Origin of the sequence: Aequorivita soesokkakensis, from assembly GCF_001641085.1 — a bacterium.
GTDB lineage: Bacteria > Bacteroidota > Bacteroidia > Flavobacteriales > Flavobacteriaceae > Aequorivita > Aequorivita soesokkakensis.
The window spans coordinates 51,307-72,262 of record NZ_LXIE01000010.1 but is presented as its reverse complement, the minus strand read 5'-3'; the positions used below and the strand labels follow the sequence as shown (position 1 = coordinate 72,262).

13 protein-coding genes are annotated in these 20,956 nt (G+C 38.9%); 9 read left to right on the top strand and 4 right to left on the bottom strand.

Going from position 1 to position 20,956, the window contains the following annotated elements:
- Positions 1-52: 52 nt before the first annotated feature.
- From A7A78_RS05395 to A7A78_RS05380, 4 genes are all read left to right on the top strand, one after another.
- Complete coding sequence (locus A7A78_RS05395; RefSeq protein WP_068761489.1) at positions 53-3,001, top strand: GH92 family glycosyl hydrolase; 2,949 nt, start codon at positions 53-55, stop codon at positions 2,999-3,001.
- Positions 3,002-3,047: 46 nt separating this feature from the next.
- Positions 3,048-5,345: a GH92 family glycosyl hydrolase gene (locus tag A7A78_RS05390; RefSeq protein ID WP_068761427.1), complete on the top strand. Its 2,298-nt coding sequence runs from the start codon at positions 3,048-3,050 to the stop codon at positions 5,343-5,345.
- A 76-nt stretch (positions 5,346-5,421) separates the two neighbouring features.
- Positions 5,422-6,423 carry an isoaspartyl peptidase/L-asparaginase family protein gene (locus tag A7A78_RS05385; RefSeq protein ID WP_068761488.1) on the top strand — a complete coding sequence of 334 codons (1,002 nt, stop codon included), beginning with the start codon at positions 5,422-5,424 and terminating at the stop codon, positions 6,421-6,423.
- 114 nt (positions 6,424-6,537) lie between these two features.
- Complete coding sequence (locus A7A78_RS05380; protein ID WP_068761426.1) at positions 6,538-7,860, top strand: sugar MFS transporter; 1,323 nt, start codon at positions 6,538-6,540, stop codon at positions 7,858-7,860.
- A gap of 133 nt (positions 7,861-7,993) precedes the next feature.
- On the opposite strand, the gene cphA is transcribed toward A7A78_RS05380, so the two are convergent.
- Positions 7,994-10,630, bottom strand: a complete 2,637-nt coding sequence (gene cphA, locus A7A78_RS05375) for a cyanophycin synthetase (RefSeq protein WP_068761425.1) — start codon at positions 10,628-10,630, stop codon at positions 7,994-7,996.
- A 96-nt stretch (positions 10,631-10,726) separates the two neighbouring features.
- Here cphA and A7A78_RS05370 point away from each other — a divergent pair, with 96 nt between their 5' ends.
- Entirely contained in the window at positions 10,727-11,599 is an 873-nt protein-coding gene (locus tag A7A78_RS05370) for a cyanophycinase (protein ID WP_068761424.1), read from the top strand.
- Between the two features lie 93 nt (positions 11,600-11,692).
- Here the strand turns inward: A7A78_RS05370 and A7A78_RS05365 are convergent, their stop codons facing one another.
- Positions 11,693-12,628: an isoaspartyl peptidase/L-asparaginase family protein gene (locus tag A7A78_RS05365; RefSeq protein WP_068761423.1), complete on the bottom strand. Its 936-nt coding sequence runs from the start codon at positions 12,626-12,628 to the stop codon at positions 11,693-11,695.
- Positions 12,629-12,749: 121 nt separating this feature from the next.
- Here A7A78_RS05365 and A7A78_RS05360 point away from each other — a divergent pair, with 121 nt between their 5' ends.
- The 4 genes from A7A78_RS05360 to polA all read left to right on the top strand — a co-directional run bounded on the left by A7A78_RS05360 (position 12,750) and on the right by polA (position 20,338).
- Positions 12,750-14,513, top strand: a complete 1,764-nt coding sequence (locus A7A78_RS05360) for a tetratricopeptide repeat-containing sensor histidine kinase (protein WP_068761422.1) — start codon at positions 12,750-12,752, stop codon at positions 14,511-14,513.
- Between the two features lie 110 nt (positions 14,514-14,623).
- Positions 14,624-15,313: a LytR/AlgR family response regulator transcription factor gene (locus A7A78_RS05355; protein ID WP_068761421.1), complete on the top strand. Its 690-nt coding sequence runs from the start codon at positions 14,624-14,626 to the stop codon at positions 15,311-15,313.
- 133 nt (positions 15,314-15,446) lie between these two features.
- Entirely contained in the window at positions 15,447-17,249 is a 1,803-nt protein-coding gene (locus A7A78_RS05350; protein WP_068761420.1) for a thrombospondin type 3 repeat-containing protein, read from the top strand.
- Between the two features lie 230 nt (positions 17,250-17,479).
- Positions 17,480-20,338 (top strand): DNA polymerase I, encoded by a 2,859-nt coding sequence (polA, locus tag A7A78_RS05345; protein ID WP_068761419.1) that lies wholly within the window; start codon positions 17,480-17,482, stop codon positions 20,336-20,338.
- A 103-nt stretch (positions 20,339-20,441) separates the two neighbouring features.
- Here the strand turns inward: polA and A7A78_RS05340 are convergent, their stop codons facing one another.
- On the bottom strand, positions 20,442-20,711 hold the full coding sequence (locus tag A7A78_RS05340; RefSeq protein ID WP_117624753.1) for a lipocalin family protein: 270 nt from the start codon (positions 20,709-20,711) through the stop codon (positions 20,442-20,444).
- Positions 20,712-20,723: 12 nt separating this feature from the next.
- Positions 20,724-20,912, bottom strand: a complete 189-nt coding sequence (locus A7A78_RS14995; RefSeq protein ID WP_131811110.1) for a hypothetical protein — start codon at positions 20,910-20,912, stop codon at positions 20,724-20,726.
- Positions 20,913-20,956: the final 44 nt, after the last annotated feature.

Below are 20,956 nucleotides of genomic sequence, written 5' to 3'. Positions count from 1 at the left end.
ACTTCACTTTATTTTAACGGTTTTAGTATCTTTTCAGAATATTTTTTTTGAAATGCGAAAAACCTTATCCCTACTCTTTTGCCTCTATTCTATTTTCTGTTTTTCCCAAGAGAAGAATTCTTCCGAAAAATTAATTTCACACGTAAATCCTTTTATCGGTACTGGCGGGCACGGCCACACCTATCCTGGAGCCACGATGCCGTTTGGGATGATACAATTGAGCCCCGATACACGTTTAGATGGTTGGGATGGCTGCAGCGGTTATCATTACAGCGATGAATATATTTATGGTTTTTCGCACACACATCTTAGCGGAACTGGCGTAAGTGATTACGGCGATGTGCTTTTAATGCCTACAAATACTGTGAATTTCAACAATGGCGCAAGTGAAGAAAAAGGCTATCGCGCACATTTTTCACACGAAAACGAAACTGCTTCTCCCGGTTTTTATAAAGTGCTGTTGGATGATACAAATATTGAAGTTGAACTTACGGTTTCAAAACGAAGCGGAATCCATCATTACAATTTTCCGAAGAATTCAAAACAGATTGTAATTCTTGATTTGGAACACCGCGATAAAGTTTTGAGTTCTGAAATAAAAACTATTTCAAAAACCGAAATCTCCGGCCATCGTCATTCTGATGCGTGGGCAAAGGACCAGCGGCTTTTTTATAATATTCAGTTTTCCCGACCATATAAAAACGTAACATTTTTAAACGAAAAAACAGAAGGTGAAAAAGTAAAAGCAGCTTTTGAATTTGACGCTTCCGAAGGAAATGAACTCGAAATTAAAGTAGCCATTTCAGCAGTTGACGAAGCTGGCGCTAAGAAAAATTTGGAAGCAGAAATTGGCAATAAATCTTTTCACCAGATAAAAAACGAAGCCGAAACTGCTTGGAAAAAACAGCTACGTAAAATCGAAATCGAAACTGAAAACCAAAACGAGAAAACAATTTTTTATACTTCTCTTTACCACACGATGCTAGCGCCAAATCTGTACCAAGATGTGGACGGCCGCTACCGCGGCATGGATTTGAAAATCCATCAAAGTAACGACTTTGAAAACTACACCGTTTTTTCACTTTGGGACACCTATCGCGCCGCGCATCCATTGTACACTATCATTGAAAAAGAACGTACTACCCATTTTATAAATTCACTATTGGCAAAATATGACGAAGGCGGAATTCTTCCCATTTGGCCTTTGGCGGCGAACTATACTTGGTGCATGGTTGGATATCACGCCGTTCCAGTAATTTCGGACGCGTACTTAAAAGGAATTCGCGGTTTTGATGCTGAAAAAGCTTTTGAAGCTATGAAACACAGCGCGATGCAGGATAAATTGGGGCTAAAAAGTTATAAAGAATTCGGCTTTATACCCGTGGAAGAAGAAAGTGAATCGGTTTCAAAAACGTTGGAATATGCTTATGATGATTGGACAATTGCGGAAATGGCGAAAGCAATGGGGAAGACCGAAGATTACAAACTTTTTTCTGAAAGGGCACAGTATTACAAAAACGTATTTGACCCAGAAACCAAGTTTATGCGCGGTCGTTTCAGAAATACTTGGTTTTCGTCTTTTGATCCGTATGAAGTAAATTTCAATTACACAGAAGCGAATGCTTGGCAATACAGTTTTTACTCTCCACAGGATATTTCTAGCTTGATAAATTTAATGGGCGGAAAAGCTGAATTCGAAAAACAACTCGATAAACTTTTCACTGCAAAGAATGAAACTTCGGGTCGCGAACAAGCAGATATTACTGGTTTGATTGGTCAATACGCCCACGGAAATGAGCCAAGCCATCATATGGCTTATCTCTATAATTTTGTAAACAAACCTGCAAAAACGCAGGAAAAAGTTCATCAAATTTTAAATGAAATGTACCAAAATGCCCCTGACGGAATTTCGGGCAATGAGGACTGCGGACAAATGAGCGCGTGGTATGTTTTCAGCGCGATGGGTTTTTATCCTGTTACGCCCGCGAGCAATCAATATATTATTGGCACGCCTTTGTTTGAAAAGGCCACAATCAATTTAGAGGACCAAAAAAAGTTTGAGATTTCTACAGAAAATCTTTCGGACACCAATAAATATATCGCTTCGGCAAAACTAAATGGAAAACCATTAAACCGAAGTTTTATTTACCATTCAGAAATTATGGCTGGTGGAAAATTGGTTTTTAAAATGACCGATAAACCTTCCAATTGGGCTACAAAAGATGATGAAATACCGAAGACTGAAATTACCGAAAACTTGATTGTTTCTGCACCATTTATTGCAAAAGGCGATGTCGCTTTTAAAAATGAAACTGAAATCTCCCTAGCGGTGGCTTCGGAAAAAACTGATATTTATTATTCCTTGAATGATTCAGAATTCAAAAAATACAGCAAACCTTTTATTATTTCCGAAGAAACCGTTTTAAAAACGTATGCGGAACAACTTCCGGCAAAACCTTCCGCAAGGAATTTGGGAAAAAGAAGCGCTTTGCTTTCCACACATTTTTACAAAATTGACCCAAACCTCAGCATAAAACTGGAAACTGAATACGCAAACCAATACAACGGGGGTGGCGATAATGCCTTGATTGACGGCGTTCACGGCGCGATTGATTTTAGAACCGGCGCTTGGCAAGGTTATCACGATAAAGATTTGAAGGCGACAGTTAATTTAGGTTCTTCAAAAGAAGTGAAAACAGTTTCGGTGAATTTTCTGCAAGACCAACGCAGCTGGATTTTTTATCCGAAGGACGTTTCCTGTTCAGTTTCTGAAAACGGAACCGATTTTACGGAACTGCCAATTCAAAAAATCGAAGCCGAAATCCCTTCGGAAGAGGCTGGAATTAAAACGATTGAATTCGAAATAAATAAAAATATACAATTCATAAAAATTTCAGCAAAAAACTTCGGTGCGCTTCCAAAAGGACATTTAGGTTATGGCGGAAAAGCTTGGCTTTTTGTGGATGAAATAAGCCCCCTAACCTCCGAAGGGGGAAAATGATGATGTCAGGTCGAGCGCAGTCGAGACCTCTTTTAATTATAATTGAATGAAAAAAATAATTTTTTATACAGTCGCAATTTTCAGTTGCATAAACACATTCGCACAAACCAAAGATTTCACGCAATTTGTAAATCCATTTATCGGCACAGACAAAATGGGACACACTTTTCCCGGCGCTACAACTCCTTTTGGGATGGTGCAATTGAGTCCGCAGACGAATATGCAAACAATGTATCAAGCCGATGGAAATTACAATCCAAAAACATACGAATACTGCGCTGGCTATCAATATGCAGATTCCACGATTATCGGGTTTTCGCACACCAATTTCAGCGGAACGGGACATTCGGATTTAGGCGATTTTTTGGTGATGCCGACAATGGGAAAATTGGTTTTGGATCCGCTGAAAACCGAAAATGGCGAAAAGGGGTTTGTTTCCTCATTTTCACATAAAAATGAAATGGCTTCGCCGGGTTTTTACAAAGTGAAATTGGACGATTACAACATCACAGCAGAGCTTACTGCAAGTGAACGTGTGGGTTTTCATCAATACACTTTCCCGAAAAGTGATGAGGCGCACATTATTCTCGATATGGTTTACAATGTTTATGGTTACGACGATAAAAATGTTTGGACATTTGTTCGGGTTGAAAATGATTCAACCGTTACAGGATATCGCCAAACACACGGTTGGGCGCGGACAAGAACAGTTTATTTTGTGATGGAATTTTCAAAACCTTTCAAAAGTTACGGTCATAAAAAATACGACAAACCCAAATACAATGGGTTTTATAGAAAATTCAACGAAGCAGAAAATTTCCCAGAAATGGCGGGAAAGGAAATTCGAGCTTATTTCAATTTTGACACCGAAGAAAATGAAAAGATTGCTATAAAATTCGCACTTTCTTCAGTGAGCACGGAAGGTGCGATGAAAAATCTAAAAGCCGAAATTCCGCATTGGGATTTTGAAAAAACCAAAGCTGAAATCCAACAAAAATGGAACATGGAACTTTCAAAAATTGAAGTGAAATCCATCACCCCCGAAGATAAAATCACTTTTTATACCGCACTTTATCACACGATGCTAAGTCCAATAATTTATGAAGATGTTGATGGGCAATACCGCGGTCTCGACCAAAATATCCACACTTCGGACGGATTTACCAATTACACCATTTTTTCACTTTGGGATACCTACCGCGCGCTGCATCCACTTTTCAATATAATCCACCCGCAGCGAAATAACGATATGATAAAAAGTATGTTGGCGCACCACGACCAAAGCGTTCATAAAATGCTGCCCATTTGGAGCCATTATGCCAATGAAAACTGGTGCATGATTGGCTATCACGCAACTTCGGTGATTGCTGATGCGGTTGCAAAAAACGTGGGTGATTTTGATAAAAAACACGCTTTGGAAGCTTCTATAAATACGGCAAACGTTGCCTATTTTGACGGCATTGGCGATTATAAAAAAATGGGTTTCGTCCCTGAAGACAAAAGCAGTTCTTCGGTATCAAAAACTTTGGAATACGCTTATGACGATTGGTGCATTGCGCAGCTAGCGAAAAGTGTTGGAGATACCGAAACTGAAAAAGATTATTTGAAACGTTCGGAATATTTTAAAAATGTTTACGATCCTAAAATTGGTTATATGCGCCCAAAACTTTCCGATGGAAAATTCAGAAAGGAATTTGATCCGCTGGACACGCATGGACAAGGCTTTATTGAAGGGAACGCTTGGAATTACGGACTTTATGTTCCGCAGAATTTAGATGAAATGGTAGAAATGATGGGCGGAAAAGAACGCTTTTCAAAACATTTGGATTCACTTTTCACTATGGAACTCGACGATAAATACATCGAAAAAAATGAGGACATAACCCGCGACGGAATTATGGGCAATTATGTTCACGGAAATGAGCCGGGCCACCACATTTCGTATTTGTACAATTGGACTGGAAAAGATTGCAAAACCCAAGAACGCGTGCGAATAATTATGGACAAAATGTATGGAAGCAAGCAGGACGGCCTTTGCGGAAACGACGATGCCGGGCAGATGAGCGCTTGGTATATTTTCAGTGCAATGGGATTTTATCCGGTTGTTCCCGGTTCGCCGAATTATGCCTTAGGAAGTCCGTTGGTTGAAGAAGCAATTTTACATTTGGACAATGGGAATTCTGTGAAAATCATTGCAAAAAACCAAAGCGCGAAAAATATTTATGTGAAAAGTGTGGCGGTAGACGGCAAAAAACTGGACAGAAATTATTTGACGCACTATGAAATTACCAAGAGCAAAGAGATTGTTTTTGAAATGAGCAGTAAGCCGACGAAACATGACTAAAGGGAATCACGAACCACGACAACATAAAATAAATTTAAAACCTGCAACGTGAAACTTGCAACCTGAAACCATAATTATGAAACGCAGAAAATTTATCCAAAACGCTTCGCTTTCCACTTTTGGGATTGCCGTTGGAAGTTCCGTTTTTGCTTCGGGAAAAAACCTTTCTTTAATTTCCGAAGAAAAAAAACTTCAAAATTCATCTGAAAATTTTCCATTGGTAATCGCCACTTGGAACGTAAACGACAGCACCGCCGAAGCTTGGCGCGTCTTGCAGGAAGGAAAATCTTCACTTGACGCCATTGAAAAAGGCTGCAATATTGAAGAAGCAAATGCGGAAGGACAATCTGTTGGAATAGGAGGTTTGCCCGATCGCGACGGAAACGTAACGCTCGATGCTTGCATTATGGACAGTAAAGGCAATTATGGCGCCGTGGTTTATCTTCAGAATATTGTGCACCCAATTTCGGTTGCGCGTAAAGTGATGGAAGATACGCCGCACGTTATTTTAGCAGGAAAAGGTGCGGAACAATTTGCATATTCGGAAGGTTTTGAAAAAACAGATTTGCTCACCGAAGCTTCAAAAAAAGCTTGGGAAGAATGGAAAAAAACATCCCAATACAAACCAATCATCAATATTGAAAACCACGACACGATCGGGATGCTTGCAATTGATAAAAATGGCGATATTTCCGGAGGCTGCACTACAAGCGGACTGGCATACAAAATGGCCGGACGAGTTGGCGATTCGCCAATAATTGGCTCCGGGCTTTTTATCGACAATGAAATTGGCGGTGCAACTGCAACAGGCTTGGGCGAAGAAGTTCTGAAAACCGTAGGCAGTTTTTTGATTGTGGAGTTGATGCGCCAAGGCAAAACTCCTCAACAGGCTTGTGAGGAAGCTATAGGAAGAATAATCAAAAAGAGCCCTGATTTTAAAGATTTTCAAGTGGGTTATATTGCGGTGAACAAAAAAGGTGAAACGGGTTATTACTCAATTCACGATGGTTTTTGGGTAACAAAATATCAAAACGATAAAAACGAAAACATACCTTCGGATTTTTATGATAAAAAGTAAAATCTTTCCGTTCTCTGCGACTCTGCGGTAAAGTTTACACCGCAAAGGCGCAAAGGGCGCAGAGGAAAACAATACAAACAACAGTATTCAAAGTATCAATAGCATCCTTCAAATATGACCGAAAAAAAATCCTTCCGCTCCGCATTTATTACTGTTACCGTTCTTTTTTTCCTTTGGGGATTTATCACTGTTTTGGTGGATAGTTTGGTTCCGAGATTAAAAGACGTTTTTGAACTCAGCTATTTTCAAGCGGTATTGGTTCAATTCGCTTTCTTTTTAGCGTATTTGGTCATTTCCCTTCCCGCAGGAGCGCTTCTTTCCAGAATAGGTTATAAAAAAGGAATTATTGTTGGTTTGATTACAATGGCCGTTGGTTGTTTGCTTTTTTATCCCGCTGCTGCCGACAGACAATTTTGGCTTTTTCTTGTTGCATATTTTACGCTCGCGGGCGGAATTACAGTATTGCAGGTTGCAGCCAATCCATACGTTTCGGTCTTGGGAAGTGAGGAAGGCGCGTCCAGCCGTTTGAATCTTTCGCAAGCATTTAATTCATTGGGGACCGCAATCGCTCCTTTAATTGGTGCTTCCTTTTTGTTGAGCGATACCATAAAATCTTCCGCAGAAATTTCGGTTTTAAATGATATTGACAAAAGCGCATACTACATTTCCGAAGCTTCGGCGGTGCAGACACCTTTTCTCTTTATTGCAGCATTTATAGGTTTTTTAGCGCTCCTTTTCTTATTTATAAAGCTTCCAAAAATATTGGAAAAAAGTCCTGTGGGAGGCTACGGAAAATTATTGAAAAACAAAATCGTGATGCTGGGCGCCCTCGGAATTTTTCTTTACGTTGGCGCAGAGGTAGCAATCGGTAGTTTTTTGGTGAATTATTTTATGAGTATGAATATTTCTGAAATAATTCTACAAAACGATACGATGAAATATATTGCCGAACATTTATTGAATACAGATTTAAATTTGATTGACGCTAAAGCAATTGTTGGTGCATTCGTTGTTTTTTATTGGAGCGGCGCAATGATTGGAAGGTTTGTGGGAGCATATCTCACACGAATTATGAAACCCACGAAAGTACTTTCAATCTTCGCATCTTTGGCGGTCCTAATGCTACTTATTTCTATGCACACTTATGGTTTGGCATCCATGTGGTCTATTCTCGCCGTTGGTCTTTTCAACTCAATTATGTTCCCCACCATCTTTGCATTGACAATAGACGGTTTGGGAGATTTAAAACCTCAAGCTTCCGGTTTGCTTTGTATGGCCATTTTTGGCGGAGCTGTAATTCCGCCTATGTACGGGTTTTTGACTGACAATATTGGCTTTAAATTTGCACTTTTCTTGATCATTGCTTGTTACGGTTACATTGTTTTCTTCGGAATACTTAAAGGAAGAAAACTAATGGCCAAGAAATATGCTTCTTAAAAAAATTGCATTAACTTAATAATAGCATAAAGCCCGCTTGAAATAAGCGGGCTATTTTTGAAACGGTAATTACCGAGTTAAATTTCAGATTGTTTAAGTAAGGCCGCTTTTGAGGAGGAGCGGCTTTTGCTTTTTATTGCGCAAATATCATTTCGCCACGACTTTCCTGTTCCTTAAATTTCATCACAAGCTCCAAAGCATCTGGAATTACGTCACTACAGCAAATTATTAACGAACCTTTTTTAGCATTTTTCACGGCATGTGTAATGGCTTCTTTTTCTGAAGGGATGATCGTGGTTTTTTTGTTGGGATCCTTCATTTTTATTCCGGAGTCCAACATTTTTATTAATTCCTCTTCACTTTTTCCGCGTAGGTTTTTGTCCTGTCTAATAATAATTTCATCAAACATTTCAGCAGCGATGCTTCCCAGCTCATTCGTGTCTTCTTCCCTTCTATCTCCAACGCCAGCAATTATCCCTACTTTTTCCGTGGCTTCCAAAGAATCAACAAAATTCTTTAAAGCTAGCATTCCCGCAGGATTGTGTGCATAATCCAGCAAAATGCTGAAATTTTCAAACTGAAAGAGATTCAATCTTCCCGGAGTTTGCGTTGCTGAAGGAATAAAGGTTTCCAAAGCTATTTTCATATCTTCAATCCCTATTCCGCGAACGTTTGCAGCAATTACTGCCGGAAGAATATTCTGAATCATAAAAGTTGCCTTTCCGCCATAAGTCAATGGAATATTTTCAGCTTTCATAATGCGCATTTTCCAAGTACCGCGACAAAGTGTAACATATCCATTTTCGTAAATAGCGGTAATTCCACCCAGCTTTTGAAGCGCTTTTATCCTTGGATTTTCCTCATCCATTGAAAACAGCGCAAGGTTGCAATTGATGGTTCTTCGCATTTCGTAAACCAAATCGTCATCCGCGTTCAAAATTGCATAGCCATCGGGCAAAACGGTTTCGGGAATTACGCCTTTCACCTTCGCCAATTGCTCTACAGTATGAATTCCTTTGAGGCCCAAATGGTCTGCAGCAACATTTGTTACGATCCCCACATCACATTTTTTAAAGCCCAAACCAGCTCTTAATAAACCTCCGCGGGCACATTCCAAAACGGCAAAATTCACCGTTGGATCTTTCAGTACAAATTCTGCACTTGCGGGACCCGTGCAATCTCCTTTCATCAATAATCTATTCTGAATATAAACGCCATCGCTTGTAGTATAACCAACTCTATGACCTTTCATTTTTGCCATATGGGCAATCAATCGCGTGGTTGTGGTTTTTCCGTTGGTTCCCGTAATTGCAATGATTGGAATTCTGCCGGTATCGCCTTGCTGCGGAAATAGTTTGTCGACTACCGGCGCGGCAACATTTCTGGGCAAACCGGTTGTTGGCGCCAAATGCATCCTAAAACCTGGACCTGCGTTTACTTCCAAAACAGCACCTCCAGTTTCATTTAAAGGCTGACTAATATCTGTGGTCATAATATCAATTCCGCAGATATCGAGGTCTATTATTTTTGAAATACGTTCGCACATAGAAACGTTTGAAGGATGCACGATGTCTGTAACATCCTCAGCAGTACCGCCAGTACTTAGGTTTGCAGTGTCTTTCAAAATAACTCTTTCATCTTTTGCTGGAACAGAATCTTCGGTATAACCTTTTGCGGCAATGATTGTTTTAGTTAAATCATTTATTGTGATTTTGGTAAGTACATTTTCGTGTCCATAACCACGGCGTGGGTCTTTGTTTACCTCATCAACCAATTCTTTAATAGTTGATTTTCCGTCGCCAATTATATGTGCTGGACTTCTTTTTGCCGCAGCAACCAAAATGTTATTTATTACCAGTAAACGATAGTCTTCGCCCGTGATATATTTTTCAATAATTACTTTTGGGGAAACATTTTTCGCGGCATGGAAGGCCACCAAAGCATCTTCATAATTTTTGATATTTACGGTGATTCCACGGCCGTGATTTCCACCAACAGGCTTTACAACCAAAGGATAACCAACATATCTACAAGCTTCTTCCAAGCTACTTTCTCGGCCAATAATATCACCACGTGGCACCTCAACTTCGGCCTGTTCCAAAAGGTATTTTGTATCTTCTTTATCGCATGCTATTTCTACGCCAATACTGCTGGTTTCAGAAGTTACGGTTGCCTGTATTCTTTTTTGGTTGGCGCCGTAACCCAATTGGCAAAGGGAATATTTATTCAAACGAATCCACGGAATTCCGCGGGCTTCGGCTTCTTCTACTATTGAACCAGTACTTGGCCCCAGACGTTCGTCTTCGCGAATTTCACGCATTCGCTGAATATCTTCTTCCAAATTATAGCTATCGCCAGAAATAATTGCTTTACAAATATCAACAGCAGCTTTGGCCGCATAACGCCCCACGTTTTCCTCAACATAGCTAAAAACCACATTATAAACGCCCTTTTCGCCATAACCTCGCGTTCTACCGAAACCCGTGTCCATATCTGCCAAGGTCTGTATTTCCAGTGCAATATGCTCAATAACGTGCCCCATCCAGGTGCCTTCTTCTACTCTTTGGAAAAAACCGCCGGGTTCGCCCACACTGCAACGATGGCTGTACATACTGGGGAACATCATTTTCAGCCGATCGCTGAAACCTTCAATTTTGTTGGAAGGAAGTTCTTCCATTTCCTCGAGGTCCAGGACCATTACTATTAATTTATGACGACGTATAGACCAGTAATTTGGCCCTCGCATGGCGTTGATTTCTCTAATTCGCATAAGTTGACGGATTTGTTAGTTTCGTTCGAATTTGATAAATATATGATTAATTTTTATAACAATTAGCGTATTTTTGCCCGCAAATCAAATAAATTCATGAGCGTAAAAGGCACACTGATCCCCATAGGTGGAAATGAAGACAAAGGTATTGAGCAAAGCGAAATATATACTTTGGAATACATACAGGAGGGAATACTTTCACGTGTAGTTCGTGAAAGTGGCGGTAAAGAAGCTTTGATTGTCGTTATTCCAACTGCCTCTAGCATTCCAAATGAAGTGAGCGAAAATTACCTGCAAGCTTTTGGAAAATTGGGTTGTAAAAACGTTCATATTATGGACATCCGCAACCGTGAGGAAGCAGAGGATCCGCTTCATTTAAAGTTGATGAAAAAAGCAGACTGCGTAATGTTTTCTGGTGGAGATCAGTCCAAAATCGTACAATATATTGGCGGAACCCTGCTTCACAAAATCATTCAGAAACGATATGAAAAAGACAATTTTGTAATAGCCGGAACCAGTGCGGGCGCGATGTGCATGAGTCAGGAAATGATAAAAGGCGGCGGAATAAAAGAAGCTTTTACAAAAGGAGCAGTGTTGATGGGAGAAGGCATGGGCTTTATTCCAAACTTAATAATAGATTCGCATTTTATACGTCGCGGACGTTTCGGAAGGCTTGCCGAGGCGGTTGCGCGTTTTCCAAAACTTATTGGTATAGGCTTGGCGGAAGATACAGGGCTTGTTATCAAAAACTGTAACATTGTGGAAGTGATTGGTTCAGGAATGGTAATTCTTTTTGATCCCAGAAAATTGAAGCACAACAATCAAGCCTTAGTTGAAAACGGCACGCCAATGTCCCTCAACAATTTGAAAACTCATATTTTGGCAAACGGCGATCGCTTCGATATTAAGAAAAAAAAGCTGAAAATTTCACCGCACCACATTCGGGTGATTGAATCTCAGACTTTATAATTGTTGATTGTTGATTGTTGTATGTTGATTGTTGATTGTTGATTGTTGATTGAAAATACTATAGTTTCCATAGAATCAATAGCATCTATAGTATCATTCTTTATAAATCCCAATCTCTTTTTTCCCTTCGGAAGTTTTAAAGGCTCGGTACATGCCTTCGGTATTGAAAGGCATTGCGATGTTTCCTTTGGCATCAACGGCAATCAATCCGCCGTCGCCGCCAATTTCTAGCACTCGCTTATTTATTACTTCAGAAGCAGCTTCTGCTAAAGTCATTCCTTTGTATTCCATTAAGCAGGAAACATCATAAGCCACCACACCACGGATGAAATATTCTCCGCTTCCCGTGCAGCTTACTGCGCAGGTTTTATTATTCGCATACGTTCCGGAACCAATCATCGGGCTATCGCCCACGCGGCCCCAACGTTTGTTGGTCATCCCTCCTGTTGAAGTTGCAGCAGCAATGTTTCCATTTTTATCGCAAGCTACTGCACCAACGGTTCCAAATTTGCCTTCCTTTTTCATACTGTGATCCAACTGAAAAGTATCGCTATCCTTTATATTTTGCCATTGTTGATAGCGGTGTTCGTCATAAAAATATTCCGGAGTTTCTATATGGTAACCCAAACTTTTTGCGAAACGCAACGCCCCTTCGCCTGCTAAAAAAACGTGTTCGGTTTTTTCCATTATATCGCGCGCCAATGTAATTGGGTTTTTAATTCCTGTAATTAATGACACAGCGCCCGCATCCAAAGTTTTGCCGTCCATAATTGCGGCATCCATTTCGTGCGTACCGTCGTTAGTGAAAACACTTCCTCTTCCGGCATTGAAAAGTGGCGAATCTTCCAAATGATTTACGGCTACCTCAACTGCTTCCATTGCAGAACCATTATTTTCCAAAACATTGTACCCCTTTTCAAGCGCTTCATTTAAGGCAGCTTTGTACTGTTCTTCTTTTTCTGGCGTCATTAATCCTTTTACGAGAGTTCCGGCGCCTCCGTGGATTGCTATGGAATATTTTTTATTCATCTTTTTATTCTTTATTGCTATTCTTTTTTCAAAGGCGAAAAATACGAATTGCAATCAAATAACTTCCGAAAACAAATTGAAAAAAATTGTACCTTGAAATTCCTAACCAATTGATTTTCTATTGAAAATAGTTACGCTTTTTGTTTGTTTTATTTTCGGATTCCTTGGGTTTTCCCAAAACGGAAGTGCGCTTTCTGAAAAAGAAAGTCTTTTACAGGCAATAGAAAGCTCAAACAATACTTCAGAAAAAGTGCAGGGCTACGCTGATCTGGCTTGGGAGTTTATAACTACCCAAAACGACAGTGCGCTAATCTATGCCGATAAAGCTTTTAACCTTTCAAAAGAAAAAAAATACTATTTGGGACAAGCCATTGCGCTGGAAACCAAAGGTCTTTATCACGAAATTGTGGAGGGAAATTATGAAAAAGCCAGCACCTTTTATTTTGAAGGCATTAGCATTTGTGAGGAACGCAAGCTTCCCTATTCGGCTTCAATTTATCATACCCTTGGCGTGATGTTCCACACAACGGATAGTTATGAAAATGCTTTGAAATACTATACAATTGCTTATAATTTGGCTAAGGAAAACGATGATTTAGAGCTTCAAAAGAAGTGTTTGATAAATTTGGGCTCCGTTAATTCTTCCCTTGAAAATTTTGAAAAAGCGAAACAATACATGCTCGAAAGCTTGGAAATTGATGTACGTAAAGAGCTTGATTATAGCACCTATGCCAATTTGGGAAATCTTCTTGCCAAGCAGGAAAACTATGCAGAAGCAATGCCTTTTATTGAAAAGGCAACAGAAATAAATCCAGACAATCCCGACTCTGAAATAAATCTATATTTTTTGCTGCACGCAAAAGCAAAGGCCCAAGACAGCACAAATATGAAAGGTGTTTTAAGCCGTGCCGAAGTGGCTTTAAACAAAGTTGGAATAAGGGATAAAAGTTTACTTCTTCGGAGTTTGGCAGATTATTATGCGTTTATCGGCAATTATAAAAAAGCCCTTGAATATAGAGATGCTTATGTAAACGTTTTTGAAGAAATAAAAGAAAAACAACGTGATGAAACCGTTTTTGAACTGGAAGTAAAATATGAAACTGAAAAAAACCAACGTGAGTTGGATAAAAAAGAAGCTGCGCAAAAATTATTGTTTTGGATTTTGGGCTCCTTTTTAGTTTTGTTTGTTCTTTTGGTTTTCTTTTTTCTAAAAAACAGACGCAAAAACCTGCTTCTCTCAAAACAGAAAACTCTTTTGGAAGCTACTGTTGATGAAAAAAATGCGCTGCTGAAAGAAACCCATCATCGTGTAAAAAATAGTTTCCAGATTGTGTCGTCATTGCTTTACTTACAATCCGAAAACATTGTGGACAAAGAGGCAAAATTGGCCATGAAAGAAGCACAGAACAGGGTAAGATCTATGGTTTTGATACATCAAAAATTGTACAGCAAAGAGCAATTGGTAGGTATAAGCACGGAGGAATATTTTACCGATTTAACAAAAGATATTTTTGAAAGTCATCAATTTGAAGAAAATGCCTTAAAATACAGCTTGAACGTAGAACCCTTGGTTTTGGACATTGAAACTATCACGCCTTTAGGACTTATTTTAAACGAATTGATTACCAATGTTCTAAAACATGCCTTCAACCCAGTTTCAGAAAAAAGTGAAATGCAGATTCAGTTTAAAAAGAGTGGTGAAACACTTCAACTTCAAGTGGAGGATAATGGCGTGGGGATGCCTTCCGAAATTGAGGAAACCTCCTTTGGCATTCAGCTTATAAAGGCTTTGGCAAAAAAATTAAAAGCCAAGGTAGATTTTTCCAAAGGTTCTTTAAACGGAACTTTGGCTACAATTGATATATATAGGTTCAATGAGCTTTAAAGTATTCCGAAGATTCCTTTCACTAAAAAAAGAAGTAACTTCACTAAAAACTTAATCCTTTTTTTGTCAACTAGCTATAGTTTCCCTTTTAGAATATTTAAAAACAAAAATTGAAAGCATTAAAAATCTATATTGTAGAAGACGAGCCACTCATTGTAGCCACAATTACTTCGGCTTTAAAAAAACAAGGTTTTCACGTGATTGGCGACAGTGATGAATTTGACGAAGCCTTGCCTGCAATAGATAAAAACCAACCCGATTTGGTTTTACTAGATATTCAACTGGAAGGTGCAAAAGATGGTATAGATCTCGCCATAGAGCTGGACAAACGCGCAATTCCATACTTATATCTCACTTCACAAACAGATCCTGAAACCATAAAAAGAGTTAAGGAAACACACCCATTGGGTTATATTGTAAAACCTTTTACGGAGAACGGATTGCGAAGCAATATTGAACTAGCTTGGCATAATTTTTCCTTGACAAACCAAGATTTTATATTACTGAAATCTGAAGGACGCACGCATAAAATAAATCAAGAAAGCATATTGTATTTGAAAGCTTTTGATAATTACTGCTATGTGGTTACGGCTTCAGACAATTTTTTGGTGCCACATACTTTAAAGCATACTTCAGAAAAACTGAACCTCAATAATTTTGTACAGACCCATCGTTCTTATTGGGTAAATATTAAAAAAATTTCTTCCACAACTTCCACTGTGGTTTTTTTGGGTGATGAGGAAATTCCTTTGAGTTCCTCCCATAAAGAATTGCTAATGTCTAGATTGCAAGAACAATAGTTTCTTTCTTCTGAAAAAGTGCTTCACTAAAAAATTTCGTCCATTCACTAAAAAAAATCCTGTCCAAAGTTACTATCCTGTAGTTTTAAGGTGTTAATTATCCAAAAGGATACTCGCCTTTAAAGAACTGACCATGAAAACAATTTACTTTATAGCGTTTCTGCTTTTCTCTCAATTCATTTTTGCTCAAACTTGCATTACTGGCAATGTAGGCTTAACATCCCAAGCTGCAGTAGATACTTTTGTGAGCACTTATGGAGGCACAGGTTGTGATACTATAGACGGTAATTTAACTATTAACGGCGGTGGAATTACTGATTTATCGGGTTTATCATTCCTAACTGATGTAACAGGTAACTTGATAATACAATCGTTAAACATTAGTTTAGCTGGCTTGCAAAACCTTTCAACGGTTGGTGGGGCTTTAACTATTCAATTCTACAACTTTTCTGTGTGCAACTTACCAGGGCTAACAACGGTCGGTTCTTATTTTTACTTTAACAATAGCAATTTACCTACATCTGCCAATTTTTCGAGTTTGCAAAGTATTGGCGGAAATTTTCAATTGTATAGGTTACAGGCCTTAACCTCAATAAATTTTTCTTCGTTAACTACGGTAGTAAATAATTTTACCATAGAAGATACTGGATTTACTTCACTAACTAATTTCAGTAATATTAGTACCATTGGAGGAAACGTAACTATTGATGATAATACTGCTTTAACAACCTTAAATGGTCTTACAGCTGCTTTTGGCAATACCTTGACTATAACCTCAAACACAGTACTTACAAGCATAGCTTCTGTTAATCAAGTTGCTGCTTTAACAGGCCAATTGAACATCCTGTCCAATGCAATATTACCCGCTGTTAGCTTTCCAAATTTAACTCAGGCAAGCGCAATTTACATTCAATCCAACAGTAATCTTACAAGTTTTTCTGTTCCAAATTTAAATTCTTGTGGCACGATGCAATTTCAAACAAATAACTCTCTTGCTACTATTGCTTCAATGCCCAACTTAACTTCATTAAATTCAGGCTTATATTTCATTCAATGTGCCTCATTAACTTCTTTGGCAGCCTTTGGAAACCTTACAAATTCTGATGGAGTCACTTTATCTTCTACTGGTGTAAACAATCTTGATCCACTACAAAATTTGGTAGCTTTAAATGATATGGTAATTATAAGCTGTCCTTCTTTAACGTCTATAAGCGGTCTTACTAATATTACAGCATTAGATACGTTTACATTAAATAATGCAGATGCTATTACCTCATTGGATGGTGTGCAGAATTTAGTAAGTATCAATAATGATTTAAATATAATCAACAACGATGTGTTAACTGATATTTCTCAACTGGACAATATTATTGTTGTTGGTGACGCAATTAATTTAAGATTTAATCCTGCTTTGGACGAATGCTGTGTGATGCGAAATTTTATAGATGGCTCAGCCTATGCGGGTGGTACAATTACTATAAATAGCAATAATACCAACTGTTCTTCTTTTGCAACGATTATCCCATATTGTAACACTACCCAACCCGATACTGACAATGATGGTATTTTAGATGTTGACGACAATTGCCCTTCCACAGCAAATGCTGACCAATTAGACACCGACGGTGATGGTGTAGGCGATGTTTGCGACAACTGCCCCACCTTTGCCAACGCTTCACAAACCGACACCAATAATGATGGCGTAGGCGATGCTTGTGAAGGAGACCCAGGAACAAATACAGGTAATAGTGGCGGCGGTATTGGCATTAATACTACAGACCCTAAAAGTTTATTGGAAGTGGCAGATGGTGATATATTCATAAACAATTTACATCGTGGCGTGATAATGAAAAGCGCCACTGGAAAATGTTTTCGCTATCAACCCGATGATAAAGGGAATCTCGTAGCAAAAGAAATTACCTGTCCCGATAATTGAGTTAGTTGTAATTTCATGATTCAACTAGTTTTGTGAGAAGAAAGCCGCTGTGGGGAGCGGCTTTTTTTATTGGTATAATGCCCATTTTCCAAATACTTATTTTTACTTTTGAAGCTAATTCAATGTCACGTTGAGCGCAGTCGAAACGCTTTCAATTTCTGAATTCGCTTTGACCTTCCCCCCAATAGCTATCGGGAGCATTCAGGCTGACATCATTTTCAAATAAAATTATGTCAGAAAAAAAACGCCTTTTCCTTGTTGATGCCTACGCTCTAATTTTCCGCGGGTATTTCGCTTTAATAAAAAACCCAAGATTAAACAGCAAAGGCCAGAACACCTCAGCCATTATGGGGTTTATGAATTCACTAATAGACGTTGTGAAAAGAGAGCGCCCAGACCATTTGGCCGTTTGTTTTGACAAAGGCGGAAGCGAGGCCCGCAACGAAATGTTTCCAGAATATAAAGCAAATAGGGATGAAACCCCAGATGCTATCAGGTTTGCAATTCCCTACATTTGCGATATTCTTGAGGCCATGAAAATTCCAATTATGGTCAAGGATGGTTTTGAGGCCGATGACGTTATTGGAACCTTGGCAAAAAAAGCCGAAAAAGAAGGCTACACTACCTATATGGTTACGCCCGACAAGGATTTTGCACAATTGGTTTCAGAAAATATATTTATGTATCGCCCTGTTTTCGGTGGAGGTTATGAAACTTGGGGCATTCCAGAAGTTCAAAAGAAATTTGAAGTAAAAGACCCATTACAGGTAATTGATTTTTTAGGAATGATGGGCGACAGCAGTGATAACATTCCGGGACTTCCGGGCGTGGGCGAAAAAACTGCGAAGAAATTTCTGAAAGAATTTGGCTCTATGGAAGGTCTTCTCGCAAACACGGCAAAGCTAAAAGGCAAAATGAAGGAAAAGGTTGAGGAAAACGGTGAGCTTGGTTTGCTCAGTAAAAAGCTGGCGACCATTATGCTGGACGTTCCCGTGGATTTTAATGAAGCCGATTTTGAAATGTGTCCCCCAGACACACAGAAAGTCTTGGAAATTTTTGATGAACTGGAATTTAGGAGGCTAAAAGATAATTTCTTGAATGCTTTTTCAATTGAAGGAATGGCTTCCGTTGGTACTAGTCGTGTAACCCCAGAAAATAATAGCGCTTCAGAAACTAAGGCTAAACCTGCTAAAAGCAATCCTGCCGGCGAAGGTCAATTTTCGCTTTTTGGCAACGATGGCGATGCTTCGGAAGAAATAAAAAGCTACAATTCCCGTGCAACTATTGAAAACACGGAACATTTCTACCAAACCGTTCAACCCGGAATGGGCACCAAATTGTTTCTTCAGAATTTAATGAAACAGAAAAGTGTGTGTTTTGATACGGAAACCACAAGCTTAAATCCGTTGGAAGCAGAATTGGTTGGAATCGCTTTTTCTTGGGAAAAGGGTAAAGGTTTTTACATTCCCTTCTCCGAAAATCGTGAAGAAGCACAACTACTTTTGGAAGAACTCCGCCCGTTTTTTGAAGATGAATCCATTCAGAAAATTGGTCAAAATTTGAAATACGACATAAAAGTTTTAGCGAAATACAACATTTCAGTAAAAGGAAAATTGTTCGATACCATGCTTGCGCACTATCTCATAAACCCAGATATGCGCCACAATATGGATGTTTTAAGCGAGACGTATTTGAATTATACGCCAGTTTCCATCACGGAATTGATTGGTAAAAAAGGCAAAAACCAACTCAACATGCGCGATGTTGAAATTGAAAAGCAGACGGAATATGCTGTTGAGGATGCCGATGTAACATTTCAATTAAAAGAACATTTCGAAAAAGAATTGGTAGAAGCCAATACCCAAAAACTATTTGATGAAATTGAAGTGCCTTTGCTTCGCGTTTTAGCAGACATGGAATTGGAAGGCATAAATCTTGACGAGGAATTTCTGAAAAAGCTTTCCACAGAATTGGACAAAGACATTCTTAAACTTGAAAAACACATTTACGAAGAGGCCGGTGAAACCTTTAATATCGCTTCACCAAAACAGTTGGGCGATATTCTTTTTGAAAAGATGAAACTGATAGATAAGCCTAAAAAAACCAAAACGGGACAGTATTCAACTGCTGAAGATGTACTTTCCTATTTGGCAAAAGACCATAAAATAATCCGCGATGTATTGGAATATCGCGGTCTTTCAAAATTGAAAAGCACTTATGTGGACGCACTTCCAGACCAAGTTGAAAAAACTACTGGTCGGGTGCACACAGATTATATGCAGACTGTAGCCGCAACTGGGCGACTGAGCAGCAACAATCCAAACCTTCAAAATATCCCAATTAGAACCGAGCGCGGACGCGAAGTTCGAAAAGCATTTATTCCAAGAAATGATGATTATGTCTTGATGGCTGCGGATTATTCACAAATAGAACTCCGAATCATAGCTGCGTTAAGTGAAGAAGACACAATGATTGAAGCTTTTAAAAAAGGGGAAGACATCCACGCTTCTACAGCTTCAAAAGTGTTTAATGTTCCTTTAAATGAAGTGACACGCGAACAACGAAGCAATGCAAAAACTGTAAACTTTGGGATTATTTACGGTGTTTCCGCTTTCGGATTGAGCAACCAAACCGATCTTTCCCGAGGCGAAGCAAAAGATTTGATAGAAACCTATTATAAAACCTATCCAAAACTTCGGAATTACATAAGCGAGCAAATAGATTTTGCCCGTGAAAATGGTTATGTGCAAACTGTTTTGGGACGAAGACGCTATTTAAAAGACATCAACGGAAGCAACCAAGTTGTGCGTGGCGCCGCGGAACGAAACGCCGTTAACGCTCCAATTCAGGGAAGTGCTGCAGATATCATTAAAATTGCGATGATAAATATTCACAAAAAGCTGGAAGAAGAAAACTACAAAAGCAAAATGCTGCTTCAAGTTCATGACGAACTTGTTTTCGACACCTACAAACCCGAATTGGAAAAACTAAAAACGATGGTAAAACACGAAATGGAAAACGCATACAAACTTTCCGTTCCGTTAGAAGTAGATATGGGGGTTGGGGAGAATTGGCTGGAAGCGCATTAATTAAATGGACCATGTCCAGTTGCCATTGGTAGTTAAATCAAATTATAAAAGGGCATTTCTGATGGAAACACCCTTTTAAATTATGTCATTTAAAGAAATTTATTTAATCCTTTTGATAAACAAATTCAATGTCGCCATATTCTTGGTAATCAAAAGTGGCCTTTAAAATATCATTGTTTAAGGTAATTGTTGTAGTTGTAACCTCTGGCCCTGTTGCAGTATCTACCGTGGTGGTTAATTGGTCACCATTCAATTCATAAGTTCCAGAATTTGTAAGGGTTCCATTGCATATATACATAATTTCCCCATTTAGTTCCTCGGCTTCCACTTTGCTGAAATTTTGTGTAAAAGTTCCATCAGCTTTAAAAGTTATATCACCGGTGAATCAAGGCACCTCGTTTATAAAATTAGGGTCTGCGGTACCGTCATTGTTAAAGTCAATGGGGGCACCAAGATTAGCTTGGGTCAATGTCCAAGATCCTTCCAATCTGTTTTCCGAAGATGAAGAATCATCATCTGAAGAACAGGATGCGAACAAAATCGCAATAAATAATACACTCATTAATCGTTTCATAATATATAAAGTTTAAATGTTAGGAATTCAAATTAAAGGCTTTA

Excerpts from the sequence above, each read along its gene's own strand:
- A7A78_RS05365 (WP_068761423.1), bottom strand. The coding sequence starts at position 12,628 with ATGAATAAAAAATATTCCATAGCAATCCACGGAGGCGCCGGAACTCTC.
- A7A78_RS05380 (WP_068761426.1), top strand. The coding sequence starts at position 6,538 with ATGACCGAAAAAAAATCCTTCCGCTCCGCATTTATTACTGTTACCGTT.
- A7A78_RS05390 (WP_068761427.1), top strand. The coding sequence starts at position 3,048 with ATGAAAAAAATAATTTTTTATACAGTCGCAATTTTCAGTTGCATAAAC.
- A7A78_RS05370 (WP_068761424.1), top strand. The coding sequence starts at position 10,727 with ATGAGCGTAAAAGGCACACTGATCCCCATAGGTGGAAATGAAGACAAA.
- A7A78_RS05385 (WP_068761488.1), top strand. The coding sequence starts at position 5,422 with ATGAAACGCAGAAAATTTATCCAAAACGCTTCGCTTTCCACTTTTGGG.
- cphA (WP_068761425.1), bottom strand. The coding sequence starts at position 10,630 with ATGCGAATTAGAGAAATCAACGCCATGCGAGGGCCAAATTACTGGTCT.
- A7A78_RS05395 (WP_068761489.1), top strand. The coding sequence starts at position 53 with ATGCGAAAAACCTTATCCCTACTCTTTTGCCTCTATTCTATTTTCTGT.
- A7A78_RS05350 (WP_068761420.1), top strand. The coding sequence starts at position 15,447 with ATGAAAACAATTTACTTTATAGCGTTTCTGCTTTTCTCTCAATTCATT.
- polA (WP_068761419.1), top strand. The coding sequence starts at position 17,480 with ATGTCAGAAAAAAAACGCCTTTTCCTTGTTGATGCCTACGCTCTAATT.
- A7A78_RS14995 (WP_131811110.1), bottom strand. The coding sequence starts at position 20,912 with ATGAAACGATTAATGAGTGTATTATTTATTGCGATTTTGTTCGCATCC.